Raw genomic sequence first — 21,651 nt, 5'->3', positions numbered from 1 at the left:
CCGTCAGAAGCTGAAGCCGGGGGCGACGGCGCCGGACTTGGCCGGCCTTGCGGCAGAGGCCTGAGGAGCCGGCGATACGGGCACCGGTACCGGGGCGCGGGTCGGGCCGACCGGACGGCCGCCGCTGACGCCGTCGTTCGTCTGTTGGCTGATCAGCCCCTGCAATTCCGTCGCGTTGCGGAAACCGTCGGTCGGCAGGCGCACATCCGCCGCGTTCATCGGCTTCACCAGATAGGGGGTGACGACGATGACCAGTTCGGATTCGTTGCGCTGGAACTGGCGCGACTTGAACAGGCTGCCCAGGATCGGGATGTCTCCCAGCCCCGGAACCTTGGAGATATTGTTGCTTGTCTGGTTGTTCAGGAGGCCTGCGATCATGAAGGCCTGGCCCGAACCCAGTTCCACCGTGGTTTCGGCGGTACGGCTGCGCAGCGCCGGAACGCTGGCGCTGACGCTGAAATCAAGGCTGGACACGGTCGGCCGGACGCGAAGCGATATGCGGCCATCGGCCAGCACCGTGGGCGTGAAGGCCAGCTGGACGCCATATTGCTTGAATTCGATGCTGTTGCCCGACGAAGGTCCGTTGTTTACCGTATAGGGATATTCGCCGCCTGCCAGGAAGCTTGCCGTCTCGCCGGAAAGCGAGGTCAGGTTGGGCTGGGCGAGGGTGGTGGCGAGGCCGCTCGATTCTGCAAGGTCGAGAGCGGCGGCAAGGTCCATGCCCAGCAGTTTTGCAACGAAACCAAGGGACGTCGTTCCATCCGTGGGGCTGTTAAAGACCCAGGAACGCGAAATGTCATCGGTCGGCGCACCCCCCCCGCTATTGGTCTGGAAAGGGCGGTTCGCCCGGTTGATATATCCGCTGAAGCTGCCGGTTCCCGTGCCGAGCCCGGTGATGTTCATGCCAATCTTGTGGCCCAGATCGCGGTTCACTTCGGCAATCTTGACCTGCAGCATGACCTGCAGCGGCGTCGCCATCCGCAGGCGGCTGACCACGGTCACTTCCTTGCCGACGAAGGCCTGCGTCAACCGTTCGGCTTCGGCGGCGTCCTCGGGGGCCTTGATCGTGCCGGTCAGGAGGATCATGCCATTCATCTTGTTCACGGCGATGTTCGCTTCCGGCATCGCCAGACGCAGCATGTCATCTATGCTGGTCAGATTGTTGCCGACCCGAACGGTGCCGGAAAACAGCACCTTGCCATTCTTTGCAGTGGCAAAGACCGTGGTTTCCCCCGCTTTTTTCGCGATCAGGTAGAGCTGGTTCTGCGAGCGGACATGGACGTCCACGACTTCGGGGTTGGCGATCACCACGTCGGACATGGGAGCCGACAGGTTGATTACCCGGCTACCGCCCGCCGACATCAGGATGGCATTATCCTGCATCGTGGACGGTTCGGCGTTGACGGCCGCGGCGGGGGCCATGACGGCGGCGGCGGCCAGGCCCAGCGCGATCGCCGGACGGGCGACGCGCGCGGCGTGCATATGCAAGCTCTTCATCTTTACTTACCCCCGACCGGAACATCGGTCACATTGGTGCCGCGTGCGACGCGGATCACCGGTCCCTTGAAGGCGACCGTGCCAGCTGGCGCGCCGTTTGCGCCCGCCATGGCGGTCGCGGCAGGTTCGGCCTTGGCCGGGACCGAGCTGCGCTGGTAGCGCGATACGTCCGCACCGGTCGAATAGGTGGAGCCGCGATCGACCGGACGCGACGCCAGCTTGGCGATGATCGCCTTTTCCGCATTCGGATTGGCGCTGCCGGGCAGATCGACGTCCGTCCCGGCGATCGCCGCGTCGAGATCGGAGGCGTTGTCCGCGATGGAACGGAGCGACATGGACAGCGATCCGATGGTCTGTGCGACTGCGATCTTTTCCGCGATCTTGGGAGTCACCTCGACGGTGACGTTGGAATAGGTCTGGACCACCGGCTTGCCGTCCGGGCCCATGGCGTCCATGCGCTGGTCGGTGGCGAGCACGCGCAGGTTGCGCAGGATGGTTTCGGACACCTTGAGCGGATCGCCGTCGCCGCCGCCCGACACGCTCTGCGTCAGGACGAGGTCGACGCGGTCGCCCGGAAACACGAAGCCCGCGACGGAGCTTTGCGCCGATACCGGAACCGTCACGGCACGCATGCCGGGGCCAAGGGCGGCGGCAAGGAAGCCGCGCTCGCCCGGCTTCACCAGCGCACCCTGCGTCAGCGGCTGCCCAGCGGTGATGGCGGTGCGCACGACGCTGCCCGCGATCTTGGCCGGGTCGGCCTGGCCGCGCAGATAATAGGCCTGCTCGACCAGATCCTTGGGCCAGGGCTGGAAGCGGAAGCTTTCCGCATCGATGATGGTGCCCACGGGCAGGGCCTTGGTCGCGACCATTACATGCGGCTGATCCGCGTCCGCGGGCATGGCTGCGGCATTGACCTGGGGGGCACTCGACGAACTCAGCATGCTGCGCGCAAGCAACGCTGTCGTGACCGCTACGATTAGCGCTCCCACCAACAGCACGATCTTCTTAGCATCCATGACGAAATTCGCCTCCCTCAAATGGGTGCACTGCCCCAAACACCCCGGTCATCACGCAAAATGGTTAAGATATTGTTCGCCAAGTACCCAAAGGGCTGCGATCGAGATGGCGACGCCATAGGGAATCTCTGCTTGTCCCTGTCTTTTCCGCAGTTTGTGGTCGATGACCGTCACGATGGTCACCACGCCGCCCAGCAGCGCCATCAGGACAAGCAACGACACCAGGATCTGCCAGGGGAACCATAAGGCGAGCGCGCCAAGCAGCTTGACGTCGCCGCCGCCCATCAGGCCCAACGCGAAGAGCCCCGCGAAAATCGCGAACACGACGATACCCGCGCCCAACTGCGCCACGACGTCCGGCCACAGCGGGAGGCCGCAGGCGATCCACCACAGCGGCGCCAGCGCCGCCACGATCAGGTTCAACCGATTGGAAATGATGCGGGACCGAAGGTCCGTGATCGCCGCGACGATCAGCAGCGTGCCCAGAGCGCAGATCAGCGCCAGCCTGAAAAAATCCCCGTACATGGGCCTGCGCACTAGACCTTTTGGCTTACCAAACCTTTACCAAGAATGGGAGTTTTCTGCGCTGCGCGGTTTAGCGAGACGAAAAACAAGCCTCATATGAATCAATATGTTGGCTGGCGCAGGCAAAACCAAATCGGGCCAGCACCACGCCTACGCAACGTGACACCGGCCCTGCCGACACGCGAAAGGACCGCGCATGGGTGAGCATGATATATTCTATGGCGTCGAATGCCGCCACCATTACGGCATCACTATCAAGCCGTGCGAGGCTGGCGTGGACATCGCCGCTGTCGCCTATAACGAAATGCGCGAAACACATCACTTCCTGACGGACGACAATCACGAATGGTCTGTCGAATGGGGTGATTGTTGGAACGCCATAATCGTCAGGAAGAACGACAAATCGGGATATTTCGCCTTCAACCCATGGCACATGCCTGACGGCCCTGGCGCTTTTTGGTTTCGCCACTCATTTCGCATGGCGACCCGCAACCGCGTCAATGCCGAGGTTGCGGACCATTTGCGCTGGGCTGAGAAATGGCGCGGCGATGCTTTACGAAACAAAGGGTCGAAGGCGGGCGTGAAACGCTTTCTAAAAACTATGTCTTTGGCGGAGGACATGGAACGGCAGGCCCGCTTGGCGATGAAACGTTGGCCGCATCACGTTGGCTTTATAGCCCGCCTATCCATCGAAAGGAGGGGGTGAAGATGAGGCCCGTCGAACTCTTCGACCTGTGCATGGATGCCGTTGACCGCTTCAATCGCGGCGAGGTGTTTGCCGATAAGCCATTCGTCATGCTGACCCTGCCACGTCGAAACAAGACATGCGGGCGGACGATCCGCCTGTTTGGAAACACCGGCCCCACCGGTGATGTTGCAACCGTCCACCGGCGTGCAGATGGCGGGCTGGATGTCGTCGCCTACTTCCCTGCAATCCCGATCATTCAGGCGCTCGCAAAAGAAATGGGCGTCAACGTCAAGGTTCGCAGGATGCCCACCCCCACACGATCAGAGGAAGGACGATGAGCGACTGGCCAGAAATCGAATACGAGGAATGCTATCCCGTAGACGAGGATTTCGTGGCGTGGGGCAACGTCTCATCGCCCCCGCTGGATATGAAGGCGGCAGGCGAATGGCTCCTGCGCGAACTGCCACGCGCCGCTGAAAATATGTGCTGCTTCTGCCGCATCCGCAAAGGCAAAGGCATCACCGGCAAACCCGTTACACTTATCGAGTTCAGCACTGGTGGCTGGTCTGGCGCTGAATCAATCATTAGCCTTATCAATCGGCGTGTCGATCTCCGATGGCACATGCTCAGTTGGAGGCGTGGCGGGCATTATGTGTTCGAGGTTGCCTTACCCGATACGCCAGCCCGATCGGTCTCCGAAATCCGAAAGCAAGCATGGGCCACCCGGCGCGCCAAATATGGCGAGCGCGGCCATAGCGGGAGTTATTCACGATGACCTCATTGTCCGAACTAGCCGACGCGGTGGAGGGGCTGAGCAAGGCGCTCGACTATACCGATGAGGTGAGGAAGGCGTGCCCGGTCAATAACCCGCGCTTCAGGAGCAGCGATAAATGCCCAAAATGCGGGGCATCATCGTCCGAAAGCTGCGGTCCGCTTGATGCAGCAAATTACGCATGTGTAGCGGTGCTGGCGAACGCAATGCCGTTGATCCGCGCCAGAGCATCGGGGGAAGGGGCATAATGGTTGAGCTACAATTCGTGAACAGCGATGCAAAGCCCAAGGTGGCGACGATCCGCTGCGACACGGCCAGCATTGCGTCCATCATGGCATGGTATGGCGCTTACTACGCTGGCGACCGATACGCCGTTTTCGCGGACGGGGAGAAGCTGGCGAAAGACCGAAACGGGGAGCTAATCGAGCCATGAGCGACATAGAGAGGATCGCGGCGGGATTGAGCAAAGAGCAAAGCGCATTTCTGCTTAGTTTGCCTGCGGATGGTTCGGCCAAGCGCTGGCCAGACGGAATGGCTATGGACGAGATGAAAGGCTTGCGAGGCTTTGGCCAGTCTGGCCTGATACGTTCGTGGTACGGGGACGCAGTAGAACATGCCTTGTCCGACACCGGCCTAGCCGTCCGCGCCCACCTGGAGAACAGCGATGCAGGTTGAGCATCGTCAATGCACCGACCCGATAGAGCGCATCGTTCAGAAAGCGCTCGACGCCATCGGCATGGCCTATGTGCTTGAGGGCGAGGTGCCGGAGGCGAACCAGACGCTCGACTTTTGGCTACCGGACGCGGGTGTGTATATTGAGTGTAAGCAATTCCACTCCAACCGGATTGCTGACCAAATGAGCTGCGCGCCGAACGTGATTGCTATTCAAGGCCGGAGGTCGGCAGAGATGTTTGCCGCCATGTTGATCCGGTCGGGCTACAAGGGAGGCCGCGATGCAGGTTGATGAGGTGATCGAGAGGCTGCGGGCGCGAACGGTTGAGGGAGAAGCGATACTCTCCGGCGTGGGCTTCGCGCGCAAGGCTGAACCGGATCAGTTGGGTAAATCACGCGGCTGATCCGCTGTAAGCCCCAATCGGAAATCCCGCGTCACCCCTTGACCGAATCAGGAACAATGCGCGAACAGGCAACATGCCTGACGCCTCCCGCCTGTCCGACTATGCCGCATCCAGAAAGATGGTCTGGAAATGGCGCACGCGGCCGACAGACAAAGGATGGGAGGCAGAGGTACGGCTCCATCATCCTGACGGCGGGGCAACCCCACGCTGGGGCGGTAGGGGCAGCACCGAACAGGACGCGCTGGATATGGCGATAGAGCTTGCCGTCTATTATTGGGTGGAGACGGGGAAGTGCGGGAACGAGCGCGGGCGGGAAAGCTTCACCGCACCGAAAGATTCTGCCACCGAATAGCGAACGTCTCCGGGGCTGCGGACCTGTAGATGCCATATTGCGCATAGAGCAGGCCGCTTGTCCTGAACCCGCACGGCCCGCGATAGTCGAGTAGGGTCTTGCCATCGATCGTCATCAGCACTCGCCCGCGCTCGTCATTGCATGCGTGCATGCTGATCTCGACCTTGTAGCGCTTGCCATGCTCGACCGGGATCAGGGCTGAGGTGGTCTTGTCCTCGACCAGCTTGCCGTCCTTCTGCCAGCGGACGACGCCACGGAAGCATCCGCGCTCGATCTCCAAAGCGATGGGAGGAAACTGCGCCGGGTCGGTTGGTGCACCCGGCTCCTTGTCGTGGGTCTGGAACAGGTTCAGCCACTTCGCCGTGGATGTAGGGCCGGGTTCGATGGTGAGGAAGCCCGTCGCCCGCATGGTCTTGCGGTAGGGGAAGTCCTTGAGCAACTGTAGCTCGGACCGCTCCTTGGCCTGCTTGCGGTCGAACCATTGCCGGTCGCCTGCGCGGACCTCGAAACGGGTGGAGCCACCTGCGCCCTCCGACAGCGCCCAATCGTTCCTCGCGTTCCACATCTGCGGCTTGCCAGGTTGCGGATCGGGCGCGCATTGGGCGTTGTGAACCAGGTGCTCGCCGGTGGACGTGACCACGCGCGGATAGCCGCGTTGGGGCTTCCAGCTTTTCAGGGTGAGGGTGGGCCAGGGCATCGGCAGTCCTTAGGTTGGCATGACAAGGGTGGACTTCCACGGTATTGCAGTGCCCGCGATGACCTTATGCCCCTGCGGAGAGGGGTGCAGACCCACATTGTCGCCCACGTTGCTGGTGGGAACGACATAGCCCGCTGACCGCGCAGTCGGGACGCCGGGGAAGATGGTGCAGGTATATGGCCCGCTCCCTGTCCAGCTACGGATAAACGCCCGCCCGTTCGACTTGGTGGGGTCGATTACAAGGCTGTCGTCATGCTGCGGCAGTTCGTTGACCTGGATGCTGGTCGCGCTCGCCGTATAGTCGGCCGCCAGCGTGTAGGTGCGCGAGGGAATCGCCACCTTGTCCCGGTTCGTGGACTGGTCATAGGCATAGTCGGTGTTGGTATCGATGACGCCGGAAAGCTGGGTGAAGATGTTGCCTGCAACCAGATCGGCATCGAATTGCCAGCGGATGCCGTTGACAAGACTGTCCGCGCCGGGGTTTTGACCGCCAAGTGTCGTCGCCCAACTGCCGGCCTTCGGAATGACGCGGAACTGGTAAAGCGGCGCTGAAGTGTTGCCCCAGAAACGGCTTTCTGCCAGCAGAACATCATAATAGGCGGAGAAGGTGGCGCGGTAGCTCGCGTCCAATCCGCCGTTGTTATAGTGATCGGTGGTGATGTGCGTGTAAGGCCGGTTTGGCACCTTACGGATCAGGTTGAACTTGCGCGGCCCCGCCGTCCTTGGAGACAGGCTCAAGATGCCCATCCCGGGGATCGACATCATATACGCGGCGAGCCGCTGCGACGTGTCGTCATCATCGAACGCGCGCGCGGCAAAACCAGCGGACAGATATCTCGTCGCCAGATAGGTTTCGTTCTCATTCTTGCCCCACGTCTTGCTGTCGCCGCTGTGCCAGATGACCGGGCGTGGAAGACCGCCCACAGCCTTGGCGACGGCAAAGGACGGAGTATAGATCGCGCTGCCGCCCACGCGGCCATCGGTGCCGGTGGGTTTGGTGTTCGCGGTAAGCTGAGACGCCTGCGACGTGGAGCCGACCACAGCCCATTCGACGGACGCTACGGTGCGCATGGGCGAGACGAGCGCGCCGGCCTGCGAGGGGATAAGGCCGCCGATCATGGACTGACCCGGCTGCACATAGGACGCGATGCGGACCTGCATGCGGGTGTTGGCAGGAACGGACTGGCCGAACACGGCGTCATCCGTCAGTTCGCCATCGCCGGGATTGACGGTGAACGCCGCCTGTCCATTGAGGTTGCAGACGACGCTCTGCCACGAGCCACTGATGAAGGCTAATACTCGCATACCCTCGATATTGAACGGATTTGCCATGTCGTTTTCGACAGGCGTCTGGTTGCTGTCACTGAAATGACCTGGAAGCGAGAAGCGGTAATTGTTGGTTGGGTAAGGCGGGGAATAGAACTCGCACACGTCGATGCGATATTCGCTGCCTGCCGGAACCGCCGCCTGGGATAGAGGCGTGCGCAGGCGCGTTGAGGCGAAATAGTAGCCGTTCAGGTCGATGGGGATGGGGGGCAATCCAGCCACTACCGCGCTCAGAGTCGCCCCAAGCTCATCCTCGGCATACACCCTGAACACGATCGACCCGTCAGACTGCCGCTCGCCGCCAGTGCGATACCGAACCAGCGTCCGGCCAGGCGAAAGCAGGGCCAAGGCTTGATTGTAGATCTGGCCTTCGGTCGCAGCCGTGATGTCGATCCGCGTATCCCTGTAGCCTTGCCCAACGCCCGGCTCGTATTCGCGCAAGACGACCGTCGAGACGGGGTAAGGAAGCCCATGCGAGATAAGCTGCCCGTTGACCGTGGAAAAGCCCGGCGAACCATCGTTGAGGACTTCGACCTTCCCGGTAGTCAGGCCATTGATCGCTGACTGGAATTGTTTTCCTTGTACGCCGGATGTAACGGCGAGGGTGAGCGCGTTCAGAGCCATCAGTTTGCCTCCATCGGGCAGTAGCGAGCGGCGGCGAGTTGAGCGGCCTGTATGACCCGCTTTGCCGTATCGCAGTTGGCGTAGGACTGGACTGTCGCGCAGCCGGCGAGGGCGAGCAGGATCAGGGGGAGGGCGTGTTTCATGGCTTCGTCTCCACGGGAACGGGGCTGTCAGCAGGCTGATCGATCGTGACGCGGCGGTCATTGCCGCGCGAAGGGACAAGGCCCGGAGCCAACATGCCAAGCACGCCGATCAGGCCCGTCATGATGGCGAGGTCCGCGCCAGAGCCGCCGATCTTGGACAGCAGGACGACGGCGATCAGGGTCGAGATGAAGGCGACGAGGCCGGTGGTGCGGTCTGTTTTCATGCGAGCCTCGCCAGCCAGCCATAGACGAACGCCTCTTGCGAAGGATTGCTACGCGCGATCTGCTTATACCGCTCGCCTTGCGATGCGTTCAGAGCCGCGAGCAGTCGGTTTTCGCCTTCAGCCCCGCGCGCCTTCTTGTATGCCTTGAGGGCCGCCAGTGTGCCGGGGCCGATCTTTCCGTCCTCCGCAATGTCGGGCCAATGCTTACCGCCTTGATTGAGAGCGTTGAGCCATTCCTGAAGCCACATCGACGGACGCGCCGGCCCCATGTTGACGCCGGTGTCGAACAGCTCTTCGCCCACGCGGGGGTAGATTTCCGCGACCGCTGCAAAGCCGGGCTTGATCGCATATTCGCTGCGATAGATGGCGACCGCTGTCGAGCGCGGCATAGCCCTCATGTCGCCGGTGTAGCCGTTCTTGCGGGCTACCGCTTCAGTGATGCCCCAGATGGTCTTCCCGCCCCGGTCGGCAGGGTGATCCACATATCCGCCTTCCTTGCCGATGGTGGCTTCGATCATGGTTTCGATGCTCATCCGTGAACCCTCCCCGTTATAAGCGCCCACGCCCACAGGGCTGCGGCGGCGATCCACGCCACCAGCGGCGACTTCATCAGCCAGTCCACGCCCCCCATGAGGCCGTCGCGCTTGGTGTTGATCGCCTCCAGTGCGGCGATACGCTCCTCCAGCTCGTCGTGATTTTCCACAGCGGCCTGCCGGTCTGACTCACGCATAGCCTTGAGTTCTTTGAGGATTGTTTCGAGATAGTTATATTGCACCTGCGCCTGCTGCGCCTGATCGTGGAACCGATTGTGAATGTATTTCTCAAGAGCCGCGAACTGGCCCTTGAGTTCACCGATGATCATGGAAGCGGAATCTAGATCAGGCATGACGCCCTCCGCCCCATGGCGTCATCGCCGCTGCTCCCTGCTGTGTCACGCGAACCGCCCGATGTTGCGCGCATAGTCCGCATCCAGCACGGTCACCGGATCACGGCCCGAGCGGGCGAGGTTTTCACCGAAGTGCCGGAACATGCGGTAATGCGAACTGGCGCGGTGACCAGCATCGCTGAGCCCCCAGAAGGTGTTTGGCAGGCCGACCTGCAACGTCTTGGATGAGAAGTTGGTGACATTCTTGGTCGATGCGCTCAGCGTGTAGAGAACGGTCCCCGCCGCCGATTTCCAGCGCAGCCCCTGCTGTGTCGCGCTGCGCCAGAAGCCAAGCTGCCCGACAGCCTCGAACTGGCCGGCCATGTCGATGAATAGCGTATCGACCACGGTGCCGTTCTTCTGGCGGTGGGCGACCAGATAGTGGGTGCTGCCGTTCGTCCACATACCGATCGACACGATGTCAGCTTCCCCGCTGGTCACGACCGAACTGGAGCCCAACGTCCCGCACATGAAGTAACGATAACCCGACGCGTCGGCAGGCCATTGCGCCGCGCTGGGTAGCTTTAGGTACATGGCGACCAGGAACAGTTGGTCGGCGAAGATATCGGCGGCAAAGGATGCGGCAGGGACCACCAGATTGGCCGGCTGCGTCGTTACCGTGGAAAAATCCATGCCGCCGTCTTCGGGATCAAAGTCGGGACTGCCGGACGTGATCGTCCATGCGGCATTGGCGTGATTCGAGATATCGCGCGCGCCGTCGCCGTTGATCGGATCATCCTGGTTGGGCCAGCTATACGGGCGTCCATAATCGAACAGGAAGCGCACGCCGTCGTTGCTGTCGGCCAGCAGTTGATCGCGGACATAGATCGGTGCGTTGGGGTCGGTAACGTCGGTGTTGGTGCGGATGATGACGGTCATGACGATCCTTTCAGACGAACCGGGCGGCGTCGAGCGCCGGGCCATAGATGATGTGGGCACCGAGGTCGGTCGGGTGATTGACCCCGTTGCCGCCAAGCGGCTGCTGCTTGGCGATCGGACTGTTCGGGTCGCCCCAGATTTCGCGGCTGTTGTGGGACGGCGTGTAGACCAGTTCCCGCCCGAGCCAGAGCGAGAGCAGCGCCGATGTCGCGGCCGACCCAGCAATGGCAGGGCGGAACACACCGCCGAAGCGCGTCAGATATTGGTTGACGATAGGGTCTTCGACATAGGGTCCGGCGATGCCAAGGCGGACGTGCCCCCCGCTCGACAATTGGAACCGCAGGCTGACCGTGCCGCTCGTCGGGCAATCGACCGTGCTGACCTGATCGGATGCGAACAGCATGTCGCTGCCCGCCATCCGCACGTTCCAGGCGAACTTGCCGCTGGCATGTCTCCAGAGCAGCAGGTCATTATCCAGCCCGCCGCCATGGCCGGACAGGCGAAAGCGCAGCGGCGTCGCGAAAGTCGTCGAGGTCAGGGACGAGATGTCGATCTGCGCGGCATAGTCCCGCACCGCGCCGCGTACCGCCTCGTCATTGACGCGGTAGATCGCCGTCGCCTCGAACGGCAGAGCTACGGTTTGGACTTCAAAGGCCGTCACCAGCGATGTCTCGACAGGATCGATGCCCCGCACCCGCAGATTATAGGTGCGGTTGAAGTCGAGTAGACCATAGCCAAGCTGACCGGCCATCGTCCGCATCAGGCCGGCGGCCATGTCCCGGCCATCCTGCTCGACATCGGTCATGTAATCGATCGCCTGATCCGACTGCGGCTGCGGCGGTGTGGTGAAGACGATGTCCGGCACCTTGGCCCATGCCGCGATCTTGGCCAGCACGCTTTTGATCGCGCTATGGTCGATATTCTGCCGGTCGTTGATGCCGAAGTGCATAACGATCAGGTCGGGTGCCAAATCCTCGACATAATCCAGCCAGTCCCGGTTGGCGTCCGTGTACCACCAACTGTAGAGCGCATTGGTGACATAGGGAGGCGTGTAACCGGGGCCGCTGTTGAACGTCTGCCAAGTCTGCCCGCCGATGGCGCGATTGTAGAAGGTCAGCGTCTTGCTGCCCACCGCGCGGCGCAGCCGCTCCTCCAGCATACCGGACAGGCAGTCTCGCACCTGCAATCCATCGGCATAGATGGTCGCGGTGCTGTCCCCTACCAGCACGGCCACTGGCGCGGCGGCGGCGCTGAAGGTCGGCAGGTGGCGCGCCGCGTCGAGATCGCCAAGACCAGTAAAGGGAGCCGGCCGATGCAGCGGCGCGCCGCGCTTGCCATATCGGCCAGAGACGACGCCGTTGACGAAATGAACGTTACCGTCGCTGGTCAGGTCCGGCGCATAGGCTGTGGTGCCTTGTAGATCGACATAGCGCAGGCCGAGCGTCCGCGCCCGATCCCGCGCCTTGGCCAGCGCAACGCTGTCGTTGGCGTCACCGTCACCGACATATCCCGGTATGGTGCGGATCAGGATGTGCCCCGCCCTTTCGATCGGCTCGACCACGCGGCCTGCTGGATCGACCACCACGAACGGGCCATAGGCTCCGTCATCCTGGCTATCTTCGATAGTGTTGGTGCCAATGGCAGCGCTTCTTTCGACAGCAATGGCCCCAGTGCGAAGGGTGCGATCCTCCGTCACATCCATGGCCTTGCGGCCCGTCTCATCCGCCACGACGAACACGACCCCGGGGTCGTCGCCCTGCTCGAAAGTCTCGTTGATATCCACGATCTGGCGCTCCGAACGGGTCTGGCGAGCTGACAGGGACTGTTCCTGCGTCAGTGCGCGCGCCGCCTCATTTGTGATCGCTTCCGACAGCGTGGCTTCCGCTCCGGTGGCGCGGTCGAACTCTGCCTGATCCCCTGCAACCCGCGCGTCGCTTTCGTCGTCCAGCGCATCTTGAAGGCCTGCGACAGTTGCGATCGGTTGCGTGCCGGTGTGGTTCTCACGGTCAAGCAATTCCGCGTCAGGCGCATTGGCGGTGGCCCCAGCGGCGATCCCCGCCAGCTTCGCCCGTTCGGCTGACGACATGATCTTGGCCGTGGGCGTCTCAGCCAGGACATCAACAAAATCGCCGGGCTGCACCGCACTGTCCGCAAGAGCGCCTTGGGCAGCGGTCGCCTTGCCGGGGAGAGCCGCCTCGACCGTGTCCAGGCGGGTATCAAGGGCTGATTCCGCACTGGTCGCCCGGCTTACCTCCGCTGTCAGTTCGTCGGCGTCAGCCTTCCCTGCCAGCGGGGTCGCCAGCGCGGTCGTAACAACTAGCCGTTTGACATCATTAAGCGCCATCGGTCACTCCGGCAGAAGGTTGACGCGGCCGAAGACGAGCAGCGGCGCGTCTCCTGCCTTCGTGAAGCGGATTTTGTGAGAGAGGCGGACGACATCATACTGGCCGTCGAGCGCGTCAAAGTCGGAGCCGTAGTAGGTGACCAGCGCCTGACCATTGGCCTGGTCAGTCCATACCAGCCCGGTCACATCATCGTTGGCTTCGACGCCAGCAGTCGCGATGGTGTCGCTGTCGCCGGACTCGTTGCGAAACTCGATCGCCACCGCTACGCCAGTCAGATCGACAGGCCCGTCCTCTACGTCCCGCAAAAGAAGAGTGAACTGCGCCGCACCGGAGCGGGGCACATCAATGTTCATTTCCCAGGCGCTAGACATCGCGGAAATCCTCCACGAAGCTGATCGACATTTCAGCGCGCTTGCCGAAGGCGAGACTGGGGGCAAGGTCTTGCCCCATCACCAGCTTGCAGCGGACGGTGGGCCAGTCGAAGTTGACGGCGGAGCCGTTCGGGATAGCGGCGCGGGCAGGGGGCGAAACGACAACGATCGCCTGCTGCCCGGCACGGGAAAGAACGCGCTCAATCTTGAAGCCGCGACCGCCGATGCTGCACTTCTCGCCGCCCTGGATCAGAGCGCCGCGCGTGACATTGATGGTAAGCTGCGTCGCTCGAAGTGCCGCAGACCCTACCGTGACCGCCTCGATGTAAGGCTGCGCAAAGGCCACGCTGTCGGGGAACATTGGATCATCGCCGGTGATTTCCGAAGGGCGGGCCGGATGCAGGCCGGTCGCAGGGCGCGGAGCCGTCAGCAGCGATACCAAAGGCACGTCAAACGCCTGCCCAGGCATATAGCCGGTCCATGCGTCCCACAGACGGATCATCTGTGGCGTGCGCAGGACAATGCCGGAATAGGTGATTTCCCACCGGCCGCCGCCATCGGTCTGAATTTCCGTGCTATCCCCGTTGATCGCGGTCCCGCCGTCGATCAGGCGTGGCACGACATCGGCCTTGATCGCCTGCGGGTTAAAGACATGTGCAGGAAATACCGCCATGGCGAAACCGTGCCGCCAAAGCCGCGTCGCACTCTACGGACGCCAGCCTCTATGTGACCGTGACAGCACCGGTTGCAGCCGCCGAAGATGCCGCCCCAGATGCGTTGAAGCCGCGCACGAAATAATAGTATGTTCCAGCAGTCACAGTGTCCGCGAACGATTGCGACGCCCCCGGAGAGGCGGGCAAGTCACCGCTAACCTGCGTCGAGCCTATCACCGTGTTTGTGGTGTTGCGGAACACGCGGGCGTAAGACAGATTGCCCGAACTCCCGTTCACCCATTCGATATCTGCCGACCCCGCGCCGCCTGTGCCGCTGGCGCTAGTCGGAGGCGATGGCGCAAGCGCAGCCGTAGATGTGCTGACGGAAACTAGGTTCGACCATGGCGATATCCGCCCGTCACCGATACCAAATGCGGTTTCGACATCAATCGCAACGTCTGTAGGGACAAGGTTGGTCAGGAGCGCCGCGCTGACGCCGGGAATGATATCGCTATATTCCTGCTCGTTCCATGTCGTGTCGGTCGTCACCCTCCAGCGGGCATACCATGTCACGTCATCGCGGTCGAAGCCCTCCACGATGATGCGAATGCGGGCGGTGAAACCACCGTCGCCTAGCTCTGCGATGGCTTCCGTTATGGTAGGCGGAGGCAGGGGTTCAGGGGCTACGCGGTCGCCGACAGGGGCGGGGTCGCCTTCTTCGGTGGCAGGGTTCCAAGAATACATATTGGGATCGACGGCGACCCATGTGAATGTCACTCCTCCCGTCATGAGATTGCGGGTAAGCGACGTGATTTCGGCAGGGCCGTTATAAAACGTTGTGCCCGCTTCGGTTATTAGCAAGTCGATAAAACGCTGCCCACGGATTGATCGCCCGGCCACGTTCGTCGTTATCGTGCCGCTATACAGCGTGTTAGTTCGGGCCATCTTGATTTTGGCAAGCGCGCGCACCTGCCCCCACGATGGAACCTGCGGGTCAAGATTCCCGCTAAGCACCTGACCGCGCGCAGCTATGTCGTCTTCATCGACCCATGCGTCCGTCTCAACCGTGCTGTAATCATGCTCGGCAGAGATGTAGGAGCACACGATCTCATTGACCGCTTTATCGTCATCTACGCCGACGCCGTTCCAGTCGTAAGAGACGATTTCAGCGGGCCCGATCGAAACCGTGGGGGTATAGTATTTGCCCGCATAAACGACCAATGCGCCGTCCGATCGCGGAGCGATCCACCCGTCAAAAGTCGTAAGTAGGGCGGCCTGCACTTCGCCATGCCGATCGGTATGTTTGTGACTGACCCATGATCGATAGCGCGGCTCGCTACCGCCATCTTTCAGTGGGCGCGCCTCATCACAAACACCTGCCGCTGCCTGCCAGAATGCGATCGTCGGGGCGATCTTTGTCGCATAATCAACGCCTTCGCGCAGCAACTTGTAGTGCATTAGCTGGCGAACTGGATTTTCGGTCCATGTCCATCCGGTCGGGTCGGATGGATCATCCGAATAGGGGTCAGGGCATAGCTGCCATTCCGCCACCATGGATGGCGATGGCACTTGGTTCGGGTAAGTTTCAAGATAGCGTTTGGACTTTACCGCCTTTGCCAGTTGGGCAAGCATGACGACACCATCCCCGCGATGATTTTCTCCCCAACCTGGGATCAACGAGGATACAGCGGAAAGCGGAGTTCCTGGATTGCTGCCATCCGTCCAATAGAGCGACACAGCGCCATCCCTGTAGCGATTGTCCGCCCCCGCATTGACCGTGTTACCTGACAACGTGACCGCATCATCGTTTAGATAGAAGCCGATCAGCGCGTTCATTTTTCCGTCATGGACCGCTCCGACATCGACTGCCGTTCCGTTCGCTGCGGTCTCATAGAGAGCATAGGCAAAATAGAGTCGCCCCTTGCCGTATGCGGAAACGCGGGGCGGGCGGGTGGTCTTGATATTTGTTACTGCTGTGTCGGGCCGGGGCAGATTAGGGCCGAGACCCAAAAGGGACGCGCCTGCCTGAAGGCCATATGCCAATGACCCGAGTTGAATAGCGCTTATGACGGCCTGAGTTGCCGCGAAACCGAGGCCGAGGCCGGTGCTGGCGATGCCCAAACTGATTGCGGTGCCGACGCCCGGAATTACATTGACGCCGATTGCGAACCCGACAGCAATAATGTTGCCCAAAGTTTTACCCATGGGACCAGACCCCCAGGACATCATCAGGTTGGAAAGAGGCTGCGGCCCATCCTCGTTGCGAGCGAACAGCCCATCGCTTGCCAGTGAAGATCGCGCCCGCCGCGTGGCCCCACATCTGAACGACGCCGACATTGCCAATTTCAGGCTCGCAAAGCGCTGGCTCCCCGAGCGCTTTGGTCCAAAGCGGCATAAGCCCGCCAGCGTCTGCGATCAGCGCTGCGCACCCAGCCTCGTCGGCATAAAGCCCACGCCATCTCGACATGGGATCGGGCCGCCCGCACAATATGAGCCAGTCAGCCGGGAATGTGCAGCAGTCGGCCTTGCCCCAATCCCATGGCTTACCGCCAATGTCGGCCAGATATGCGCCAAGGTCAGGCATCGGACGGGCCGAACCTGCGTGAGGTGCCGGCATTGATCCCGGCGACATAAGAGAAAATTGCATCCGTTGGGCTTCGGCGTCGCTGGTCCGCATCTGTGAAGAACGCATTAGGCGCTCGCGCCCGTGTGCTATCTCCAGCGACAATCGTTAGGGAAATGGACCGCGTGATCTGGTTTCCGTCAGAGGCGGGGCGGCTGATGGAAAGACTGCGCGCCTCAAAAACGGCTTCCCATTCTATCCCGATCAGTTGCCATTCTTCATCAAAGTCCACGCGCCCAATATCAACACGCGCGCCGCGCACCGATGGCGCATCCTCAAGCGCCAATCGGAGCGTTTCATCATCGACACCGGACAGGGTGAACTCCAAACGTTCGGCTGTGCCATTCATCAGCTGCTGGAAGTCCGGGATGCTTACCAGCTCGCCGCCTCCAAGGGCTATGCCATCCTCAGGGATTACAATATCAGCAGGCACGAAAAGCGGGCCGACGCCTGACCAGAGCAGTGCGGGCGGGTCACAATCAATGCGAACGATAATGGACTCGCGATAGAAGGCCATCAGGTGCCATCCGTCTGATATTGAGCCATGCGCTGGGGAACAGCCTTTAGAACTCCTTGACCCATCGTCGCCGCTGCCTGCTGCGCTTGCTGAGCCGACCGGGCAAGGATTTGCGCCGCGAATTGATCGTTCATCACAGCCCCGCGCGCATCGACCTGGATTATGGGCTGGATGATCGTCGGGGAGCCACCGCCGCCGCGAAGCGCCTTGCTGCCGACACTAAGCGTCTCGCCGCGACTAACATTCGCGAAGGGGCGGCCATTCAAGGACAGGACATTGGTGTCGGTGCCACCCCTGCCACCGATTGTGCCAGAGCCGCCAGAGGAGAAGCCGAGGAACGAGCCAACGGTTTTGACGATACCGCCAATGCCACCGCCCGCGCCAGCAAAAGACGCTGCGAGCGGCTTGATGATGTTCTGTTGAATGAACATGTCCAGCAGTCCAGCAAGGAACGGGTCTTTGATGCCGAGCCGCTTGGTGATGCTGTCACGGATGCCGTCGCGAACGTAATCAAGCTCTTGGGTAACCAGTTCTTCGATCTGGTCCTGCGTGCTGGTGGCGTCGAGATTGCGGCGGTAGCGGGCGAGAGGGCCTTCATATTGCCGCTCGATGCCGGCAGTCTCCGCCTGCTGCATCTGACCCAATGCGGCAAGCCGGGCCTGCGCGATCTTCTTCTGAGCTTCGGTTGCATCCTTGCTGGCGATGACAGCCTCAAGCTCGGCACGCTCCTGCTGATAGGCAAGGTCGAGCAGCCGCAATTCAAGATCGCGGCGCTGCTCTCGCGTGTCTGCTAGGTCAGTCTGCGCGCGCAGAAGGTCTTGCTGGTTGCGGAGGTCGCCTAGGCGGACATCAAGCGCCTCCTTCGCCGTCTGAACGTCGCGCTCATAAACGGCCTTCGCCGTTTCCAGAGCAGCGACCGTTTCGATAAGCACGACGATCTTCTTCTTCTGCTCGGCGGTATAGCGTTCGTCAGCATTCACATCCTTGACCGCCGCCGCTTTCGCCGTCTCTGCGCGGGCGATCTCGGATTTTGCCTTTTCATCGGCGCTGGTGATCTCGACCTGCTTGAGGCGCAGGATTTCGTCGTTCAGGCTCGCTTCTTCGCGTGCGAAGGCTTCCGGGTTCAGCTTGGAGCGCGGGGTCCGGGTCTTTTTGCCGCTGGATGATGGGGCAGAGGGGCGCTTGCCCGGAGCCGCGCCTGGGGTGCCGGGAAGGGGGTTGCCGAACACATCAACGCCGGAAATGAAGTTGTTGGCGCGGAATCGATCTTCGGCCCGCTTACCTTGAGCCACCGCCATCGACTGATTGAACGACTTGAGAAACTTTCCGGCGCGGTCAGCCTCTTTTGCAAGAGGCGTCATCGCGAACTCGCCGCCAGTGTTCCCGGCACGACGCGCTGCCTCGTTAAAAGTAGCCTTTACACGATTGTCGAAACGGCGACCGAAATTGTCTATGCCGATCAACAGATTGTCAGCGTTGTCGATCAGGCGAAGAATGTTGGCGATGCTATCGCGGGCATAATTGGCCCGCGTTTCGATCTTGTCGAACGCGCCGAATGCTGCATCAATCAGCGGCTGAAAAACGTCGGTCAGGCCGGCAAAGGTCGCTCTGATTTCCGCCCCAGCATTGAATGCATCTTCCTCCATGCTGGTGAAACCATCGGTGCTTTCACCGAAGAAGCTGGCGATGTAGGAAGAAAATTCACCGCCCTTGTCGAAGGCGGAAAATGTCGTGATGGCTGCATTATAAACGCGCGTCATCGCGTCATCGAATGTGACAGGAAGCTGCTGAAATTCGGAATCAATGCCAGCCGTGAACTTCCGATCCGTCAAGGCGGCAAGCAGCTTGTCGGAGGTTAGCTTGCCTTCCTCCCCAAGCTGTTTGATCTGCCCGATGGGTTGCCCCATGCTGTCAGCGAGCAAGCGGGCAAGGCGAGGAGAAGCCTCCAAAATGCTGTTGAGTTCATCGCCACGGAGCGCGCCAGACGCCAGCGCTTGCCCAAACTGGAGGGTGGCAGATGCCGCTTGGTTGGCGTCTGCGCCACTAATCTTGAGAGACTTGGAGAAGGTTTCCGTTGCCCGCGCAGCTTCCGCTTGGCTCGCCCCAAGCTCCTTCGCGCCCCGCACAAAATTTCCATAGAGGGAGGCAGTTTCAACAAGGCCAGAACGTGTGGCATCAGCGATGCGCTGCACATCCCTTTGAGCCTGTCCGAACGAACCGAAACCTGCCGTCGCCAATCGCAATTGAGCGTCCAGCTTTTTTGCCTCATCTGTGATCGTCAGAAACGAACGAGCTAGGGCGAGAACTGATACACCAGCAAGAGCGCCTGTGATTCCACCCATGGCGCGCGACACCAGCGCCTCGGTAGCGCTGGCGCTCTTCTGGATGCCACCCATGGCCTTGTCGAACTTCGCTTCGGCGCGTGCGACATTGGCTTCGTAGCGGTCAAGCCGGGCCTCCAACTCGACAACGACGCGATCTGCGGTAACGGCCATCAGTGGATCTTCCCGATGCCAGCTCGCTCCATGCGCAGGAACATGGCGCTCACATCATCGGCGCTCGGCGGAGCTTCTTCGCTATCCTCGTTAGCAAGCCCGTGGTGATGGATCAGCGCGGCATATTCCGGCATGGTAACCTGCTCAGCATCTTTCAGGCCGAAGCCGATGGTTCGGAGGTTGTGGAGGACGAGGCCCCAGTCGATGCTTTCCGGCTCCTTGGCTTCACCGGGGCTTTTTTTTTAGCCTCTTGGGCAGGGGCGTAACCGACATAGAGGGCGGCGATGATGGCCTTCGCGGTAATGTGATGCTCGGCCAGCGCGTGATTATCGACATAGTTTTCGATCAGGCTGTTCGCGCGCAGGGCAGTGACCTCGACGGACACGCCATTAACCTCGCCTCTTGCGCCGCCGATTAGGCCCTGCCGGATGGTCTCGACAACATCGTGGATCGACCATCCGCCCTGCATGAGGCGGTGCTTCACGAGGTCAATAGGGCCTGTCTTGGCTTCGATCTCGACAATGCGCTTGATGGGCAACCGGAATAGATATTCGCCGTCAGCGAAGGGTAGGGTGATCTCGGTTTGCATGGCCCGACGCTATGTGCGAACCATCGGGCGACTCTACGGACGCCAGCGGAGGCAGCGGTGAAGCAGTGCCCACAGTGTAGAAAGCGCATCGACAATGAGGCACGCATCTGTCCCTACTGCCAGTCGATCTTTAGCGAGCAGGAAGTTCAATCTTCTATCAGGGCGGCGAGGGTGCGCGGGATGGTAGGCTTTGCCATCGTCCTGGCGATCGGCATCGGCTTGATTAAGTCATGCGGCATCTAGCAGAAATGCGGCCTGAATTAAAAACCGAGGCGGAACTCATCGCTCATGCAGTGCGCCATTCCGGCCTGTCCAACGCTACCCCCTCTGACATTGATTTCTACATCAGCGCGCATCGGACCGGCATTCTGAATTGGCGTGATATCCGCAAGTCCGGCAGGCTGATGTCGCCGCAGGACAAAAGGGAGCGCGGCTTAAACTACCGTGGCATGTTCACCTTTGAGTTGTGGGATACGCTAAACGAGGAAGGTCGCATTGATCCTGTCGAGTCTGCCGGGACAATTTGCGCATACGCAACGGGGCTGATCCGCTCCTACGACAGCCTTCAATCAGCCAAGTCGGCGGGGGTAGATATTATCCGATTTCGCGCGTCCAATATGGCTGCCGGACCATGCCCCAAAGCGCTAGCCCTAAACGAGGCTAGGCTTCCGGTGAGTCAAGTCGAGATTACGCCATTCGACGAATGCACCCATCCGGGGCAATGTGCATGTATGTTTCAGTCTTGGATTCCGGTCCTTGATGATCTGGATAATCCTGAAGCGCCATCTCTGCCTCTTGACCAGCGGGCGACCGGAATTAAGGGTTTGCTACGAAGGTTTTTGCTCCTGCCGCGCTGATCGTGATGCTGATCTGAACATATTCGCCGTTGGTGCCGGTGATGTTGAGGTCGGTGATGATGCCTGGCCCCTGGTAATAGCCGTCGATCACTTCGTTTCCGGTCGGTTCATCGAACATGAAGCGATAGTTTGTGGCGTCGGCGCTGTCGAAAGCTTCCTGAACCTGCGCGAGGAGCGGGCGGTGAAGCAGGCCCGAACCGCTGATCGTCCAGTCTGTCGCGCCGACATCGCGAACGGTGATAGGTGTAGCGTCGGGATCGGCGCAGTCCCAATCGACGGTATCGTTGGTCGCCCGCGTTTGCTGAAAACCCTTGGTGGTGATGCCGCACATGGGCGCGAAGACTTCCGGCGATGCGCCGTTGCCCATCATGATCGCCACGCGGGTCGATTTCAGCTTGTCGGTATAGGCCATTCCGCAACTCCAGCGAGATTTGCGGGCAGGCTATGGGGTAGGGGG

At 61.1% G+C, this 21,651-nt stretch carries 29 protein-coding genes; 9 read left to right on the top strand and 20 right to left on the bottom strand.

What is annotated here, in order from left to right; genetic code table 11:
- Positions 1-3: 3 nt before the first annotated feature.
- The 3 genes from AX724_RS19950 to AX724_RS19940 are packed head-to-tail and all read right to left on the bottom strand — an operon-like array spanning position 4 to position 3,038.
- The gene (locus AX724_RS19950; protein ID WP_066770171.1) at positions 4-1,497 is read right to left on the bottom strand and encodes a type II and III secretion system protein family protein; all 1,494 of its coding nucleotides are present in this window, start codon (positions 1,495-1,497) and stop codon (positions 4-6) included.
- A gap of 2 nt (positions 1,498-1,499) precedes the next feature.
- Complete coding sequence (gene cpaB / locus AX724_RS19945; RefSeq protein ID WP_066770164.1) at positions 1,500-2,513, bottom strand: Flp pilus assembly protein CpaB; 1,014 nt, start codon at positions 2,511-2,513, stop codon at positions 1,500-1,502.
- Between the two features lie 51 nt (positions 2,514-2,564).
- Entirely contained in the window at positions 2,565-3,038 is a 474-nt protein-coding gene (locus AX724_RS19940; protein WP_066770161.1) for an A24 family peptidase, read from the bottom strand.
- A gap of 196 nt (positions 3,039-3,234) precedes the next feature.
- On the opposite strand from AX724_RS19940, the gene AX724_RS19935 reads away from it, so the two are divergent.
- The 8 genes from AX724_RS19935 to AX724_RS23785 all read left to right on the top strand — a co-directional run bounded on the left by AX724_RS19935 (position 3,235) and on the right by AX724_RS23785 (position 5,926).
- Entirely contained in the window at positions 3,235-3,744 is a 510-nt protein-coding gene (locus AX724_RS19935; RefSeq protein WP_066770151.1) for a hypothetical protein, read from the top strand.
- A 2-nt stretch (positions 3,745-3,746) separates the two neighbouring features.
- Positions 3,747-4,064 carry a hypothetical protein gene (locus AX724_RS19930; protein WP_066770148.1) on the top strand — a complete coding sequence of 106 codons (318 nt, stop codon included), beginning with the start codon at positions 3,747-3,749 and terminating at the stop codon, positions 4,062-4,064.
- A complete protein-coding gene (locus AX724_RS19925) occupies positions 4,061-4,501 on the top strand; it encodes a hypothetical protein (protein WP_066770146.1) in 441 nt (146 codons plus the stop codon). Before AX724_RS19930 ends, AX724_RS19925 begins: the two co-directional genes overlap by 4 nt.
- 244 nt (positions 4,502-4,745) lie before the next feature.
- Positions 4,746-4,931 (top strand): hypothetical protein, encoded by a 186-nt coding sequence (locus AX724_RS19920; RefSeq protein WP_066770145.1) that lies wholly within the window; start codon positions 4,746-4,748, stop codon positions 4,929-4,931.
- Positions 4,928-5,173 carry a hypothetical protein gene (locus AX724_RS19915; RefSeq protein ID WP_066770144.1) on the top strand — a complete coding sequence of 82 codons (246 nt, stop codon included), beginning with the start codon at positions 4,928-4,930 and terminating at the stop codon, positions 5,171-5,173. Before AX724_RS19920 ends, AX724_RS19915 begins: the two co-directional genes overlap by 4 nt.
- Entirely contained in the window at positions 5,163-5,462 is a 300-nt protein-coding gene (locus AX724_RS19910) for a hypothetical protein (RefSeq protein ID WP_066770142.1), read from the top strand. The genes AX724_RS19915 and AX724_RS19910 overlap by 11 nt, the downstream gene beginning before the upstream one ends.
- Positions 5,452-5,574 carry a hypothetical protein gene (locus tag AX724_RS24790; RefSeq protein WP_269454176.1) on the top strand — a complete coding sequence of 41 codons (123 nt, stop codon included), beginning with the start codon at positions 5,452-5,454 and terminating at the stop codon, positions 5,572-5,574. The genes AX724_RS19910 and AX724_RS24790 overlap by 11 nt, the downstream gene beginning before the upstream one ends.
- Before the next feature lie 73 nt (positions 5,575-5,647).
- A complete protein-coding gene (locus AX724_RS23785) occupies positions 5,648-5,926 on the top strand; it encodes a hypothetical protein (RefSeq protein ID WP_156448191.1) in 279 nt (92 codons plus the stop codon).
- Here AX724_RS23785 and AX724_RS19905 read toward each other — a convergent pair.
- The 16 genes from AX724_RS19905 to AX724_RS19840 all read right to left on the bottom strand — a co-directional run bounded on the left by AX724_RS19905 (position 5,895) and on the right by AX724_RS19840 (position 20,337).
- Positions 5,895-6,623, bottom strand: a complete 729-nt coding sequence (locus AX724_RS19905; RefSeq protein WP_066770139.1) for a heparin lyase I family protein — start codon at positions 6,621-6,623, stop codon at positions 5,895-5,897. The two genes, AX724_RS23785 and AX724_RS19905, sit on opposite strands and share 32 nt — an antisense overlap.
- Before the next feature lie 9 nt (positions 6,624-6,632).
- On the bottom strand, positions 6,633-8,573 hold the full coding sequence (locus AX724_RS19900; protein WP_066770136.1) for a hypothetical protein: 1,941 nt from the start codon (positions 8,571-8,573) through the stop codon (positions 6,633-6,635).
- On the bottom strand, positions 8,573-8,716 hold the full coding sequence (locus AX724_RS23780) for a hypothetical protein (RefSeq protein WP_156448190.1): 144 nt from the start codon (positions 8,714-8,716) through the stop codon (positions 8,573-8,575). The genes AX724_RS19900 and AX724_RS23780 overlap by 1 nt, the downstream gene beginning before the upstream one ends.
- Positions 8,713-8,940, bottom strand: a complete 228-nt coding sequence (locus AX724_RS19895) for a hypothetical protein (protein WP_066770133.1) — start codon at positions 8,938-8,940, stop codon at positions 8,713-8,715. Before AX724_RS19895 ends, AX724_RS23780 begins: the two co-directional genes overlap by 4 nt.
- Positions 8,937-9,473 (bottom strand): glycoside hydrolase family 108 protein, encoded by a 537-nt coding sequence (locus AX724_RS19890; RefSeq protein ID WP_066770130.1) that lies wholly within the window; start codon positions 9,471-9,473, stop codon positions 8,937-8,939. The genes AX724_RS19895 and AX724_RS19890 overlap by 4 nt, the downstream gene beginning before the upstream one ends.
- On the bottom strand, positions 9,470-9,802 hold the full coding sequence (locus AX724_RS19885; RefSeq protein WP_197421648.1) for a hypothetical protein: 333 nt from the start codon (positions 9,800-9,802) through the stop codon (positions 9,470-9,472). Before AX724_RS19885 ends, AX724_RS19890 begins: the two co-directional genes overlap by 4 nt.
- Positions 9,803-9,871: 69 nt before the next feature.
- Complete coding sequence (locus AX724_RS19880; protein WP_156448189.1) at positions 9,872-10,744, bottom strand: hypothetical protein; 873 nt, start codon at positions 10,742-10,744, stop codon at positions 9,872-9,874.
- Positions 10,745-10,754: 10 nt separating this feature from the next.
- Complete coding sequence (locus tag AX724_RS19875; protein WP_066770122.1) at positions 10,755-13,088, bottom strand: SGNH/GDSL hydrolase family protein; 2,334 nt, start codon at positions 13,086-13,088, stop codon at positions 10,755-10,757.
- Positions 13,089-13,091: 3 nt separating this feature from the next.
- On the bottom strand, positions 13,092-13,442 hold the full coding sequence (locus tag AX724_RS19870) for a hypothetical protein (RefSeq protein ID WP_066770120.1): 351 nt from the start codon (positions 13,440-13,442) through the stop codon (positions 13,092-13,094).
- A gap of 10 nt (positions 13,443-13,452) precedes the next feature.
- A complete protein-coding gene (locus AX724_RS19865) occupies positions 13,453-14,133 on the bottom strand; it encodes a hypothetical protein (RefSeq protein WP_066770118.1) in 681 nt (226 codons plus the stop codon).
- A 49-nt stretch (positions 14,134-14,182) separates the two neighbouring features.
- Positions 14,183-16,318 (bottom strand): hypothetical protein, encoded by a 2,136-nt coding sequence (locus tag AX724_RS19860; RefSeq protein ID WP_066770116.1) that lies wholly within the window; start codon positions 16,316-16,318, stop codon positions 14,183-14,185.
- Complete coding sequence (locus AX724_RS24980) at positions 16,311-16,697, bottom strand: DUF6950 family protein (protein WP_066770114.1); 387 nt, start codon at positions 16,695-16,697, stop codon at positions 16,311-16,313. Before AX724_RS24980 ends, AX724_RS19860 begins: the two co-directional genes overlap by 8 nt.
- On the bottom strand, positions 16,690-17,253 hold the full coding sequence (locus AX724_RS23165; protein ID WP_082733618.1) for a hypothetical protein: 564 nt from the start codon (positions 17,251-17,253) through the stop codon (positions 16,690-16,692). The genes AX724_RS24980 and AX724_RS23165 overlap by 8 nt, the downstream gene beginning before the upstream one ends.
- Positions 17,253-19,748: a tape measure protein gene (locus AX724_RS19845; protein WP_066770107.1), complete on the bottom strand. Its 2,496-nt coding sequence runs from the start codon at positions 19,746-19,748 to the stop codon at positions 17,253-17,255. Before AX724_RS19845 ends, AX724_RS23165 begins: the two co-directional genes overlap by 1 nt.
- Positions 19,748-19,882 carry a hypothetical protein gene (locus AX724_RS24785; RefSeq protein ID WP_269454175.1) on the bottom strand — a complete coding sequence of 45 codons (135 nt, stop codon included), beginning with the start codon at positions 19,880-19,882 and terminating at the stop codon, positions 19,748-19,750. Before AX724_RS24785 ends, AX724_RS19845 begins: the two co-directional genes overlap by 1 nt.
- A gap of 20 nt (positions 19,883-19,902) precedes the next feature.
- The gene (locus tag AX724_RS19840; protein WP_066770104.1) at positions 19,903-20,337 is read right to left on the bottom strand and encodes a gene transfer agent family protein; all 435 of its coding nucleotides are present in this window, start codon (positions 20,335-20,337) and stop codon (positions 19,903-19,905) included.
- A 230-nt stretch (positions 20,338-20,567) separates the two neighbouring features.
- Here AX724_RS19840 and AX724_RS23775 point away from each other — a divergent pair, with 230 nt between their 5' ends.
- Entirely contained in the window at positions 20,568-21,194 is a 627-nt protein-coding gene (locus AX724_RS23775) for a hypothetical protein (protein ID WP_156448187.1), read from the top strand.
- Here the strand turns inward: AX724_RS23775 and AX724_RS19835 are convergent.
- Complete coding sequence (locus tag AX724_RS19835; RefSeq protein WP_066770101.1) at positions 21,154-21,606, bottom strand: phage tail tube protein; 453 nt, start codon at positions 21,604-21,606, stop codon at positions 21,154-21,156. The two genes, AX724_RS23775 and AX724_RS19835, sit on opposite strands and share 41 nt — an antisense overlap.
- Positions 21,607-21,651: the final 45 nt, after the last annotated feature.

Source organism: Sphingobium sp. CCH11-B1 (assembly GCF_001556865.1).
In the GTDB taxonomy this organism is placed as follows: domain Bacteria; phylum Pseudomonadota; class Alphaproteobacteria; order Sphingomonadales; family Sphingomonadaceae; genus Sphingobium.
Note: the sequence above shows the minus strand (reverse complement) of the source record. Positions and strands in the feature narration are given on the sequence as shown.

Bases quoted from the DNA above. Each gene is read 5' to 3' on its own strand.
- AX724_RS19890 (WP_066770130.1), bottom strand. From the start codon at position 9,473: ATGAGCATCGAAACCATGATCGAAGCCACCATCGGCAAGGAAGGCGGA.
- AX724_RS24980 (WP_066770114.1), bottom strand. From the start codon at position 16,697: ATGCCTGACCTTGGCGCATATCTGGCCGACATTGGCGGTAAGCCATGG.
- AX724_RS19935 (WP_066770151.1), top strand. From the start codon at position 3,235: ATGGGTGAGCATGATATATTCTATGGCGTCGAATGCCGCCACCATTAC.
- AX724_RS19840 (WP_066770104.1), bottom strand. From the start codon at position 20,337: ATGCAAACCGAGATCACCCTACCCTTCGCTGACGGCGAATATCTATTC.
- AX724_RS19925 (WP_066770146.1), top strand. From the start codon at position 4,061: ATGAGCGACTGGCCAGAAATCGAATACGAGGAATGCTATCCCGTAGAC.
- AX724_RS19865 (WP_066770118.1), bottom strand. From the start codon at position 14,133: ATGGCGGTATTTCCTGCACATGTCTTTAACCCGCAGGCGATCAAGGCC.
- AX724_RS19860 (WP_066770116.1), bottom strand. From the start codon at position 16,318: ATGGGTAAAACTTTGGGCAACATTATTGCTGTCGGGTTCGCAATCGGC.
- AX724_RS19900 (WP_066770136.1), bottom strand. From the start codon at position 8,573: ATGGCTCTGAACGCGCTCACCCTCGCCGTTACATCCGGCGTACAAGGA.
- AX724_RS19950 (WP_066770171.1), bottom strand. From the start codon at position 1,497: ATGAAGAGCTTGCATATGCACGCCGCGCGCGTCGCCCGTCCGGCGATC.
- AX724_RS19940 (WP_066770161.1), bottom strand. From the start codon at position 3,038: ATGTACGGGGATTTTTTCAGGCTGGCGCTGATCTGCGCTCTGGGCACG.
- AX724_RS23775 (WP_156448187.1), top strand. From the start codon at position 20,568: ATGCGGCATCTAGCAGAAATGCGGCCTGAATTAAAAACCGAGGCGGAA.
- cpaB (WP_066770164.1), bottom strand. From the start codon at position 2,513: ATGGATGCTAAGAAGATCGTGCTGTTGGTGGGAGCGCTAATCGTAGCG.
- AX724_RS19870 (WP_066770120.1), bottom strand. From the start codon at position 13,442: ATGAACATTGATGTGCCCCGCTCCGGTGCGGCGCAGTTCACTCTTCTT.
- AX724_RS19885 (WP_197421648.1), bottom strand. From the start codon at position 9,802: ATGATCATCGGTGAACTCAAGGGCCAGTTCGCGGCTCTTGAGAAATAC.
- AX724_RS24785 (WP_269454175.1), bottom strand. From the start codon at position 19,882: ATGCCGGAATATGCCGCGCTGATCCATCACCACGGGCTTGCTAACGAG.
- AX724_RS19835 (WP_066770101.1), bottom strand. From the start codon at position 21,606: ATGGCCTATACCGACAAGCTGAAATCGACCCGCGTGGCGATCATGATG.
- AX724_RS23165 (WP_082733618.1), bottom strand. From the start codon at position 17,253: ATGGCCTTCTATCGCGAGTCCATTATCGTTCGCATTGATTGTGACCCG.
- AX724_RS19905 (WP_066770139.1), bottom strand. From the start codon at position 6,623: ATGCCCTGGCCCACCCTCACCCTGAAAAGCTGGAAGCCCCAACGCGGC.
- AX724_RS19845 (WP_066770107.1), bottom strand. From the start codon at position 19,748: ATGGCCGTTACCGCAGATCGCGTCGTTGTCGAGTTGGAGGCCCGGCTT.
- AX724_RS23785 (WP_156448191.1), top strand. From the start codon at position 5,648: ATGCCTGACGCCTCCCGCCTGTCCGACTATGCCGCATCCAGAAAGATG.
- AX724_RS23780 (WP_156448190.1), bottom strand. From the start codon at position 8,716: ATGAAACACGCCCTCCCCCTGATCCTGCTCGCCCTCGCCGGCTGCGCG.
- AX724_RS19920 (WP_066770145.1), top strand. From the start codon at position 4,746: ATGGTTGAGCTACAATTCGTGAACAGCGATGCAAAGCCCAAGGTGGCG.
- AX724_RS19915 (WP_066770144.1), top strand. From the start codon at position 4,928: ATGAGCGACATAGAGAGGATCGCGGCGGGATTGAGCAAAGAGCAAAGC.
- AX724_RS19880 (WP_156448189.1), bottom strand. From the start codon at position 10,744: ATGACCGTCATCATCCGCACCAACACCGACGTTACCGACCCCAACGCA.
- AX724_RS19930 (WP_066770148.1), top strand. From the start codon at position 3,747: ATGAGGCCCGTCGAACTCTTCGACCTGTGCATGGATGCCGTTGACCGC.
- AX724_RS19910 (WP_066770142.1), top strand. From the start codon at position 5,163: ATGCAGGTTGAGCATCGTCAATGCACCGACCCGATAGAGCGCATCGTT.
- AX724_RS19875 (WP_066770122.1), bottom strand. From the start codon at position 13,088: ATGGCGCTTAATGATGTCAAACGGCTAGTTGTTACGACCGCGCTGGCG.
- AX724_RS24790 (WP_269454176.1), top strand. From the start codon at position 5,452: ATGCAGGTTGATGAGGTGATCGAGAGGCTGCGGGCGCGAACGGTTGAG.
- AX724_RS19895 (WP_066770133.1), bottom strand. From the start codon at position 8,940: ATGAAAACAGACCGCACCACCGGCCTCGTCGCCTTCATCTCGACCCTG.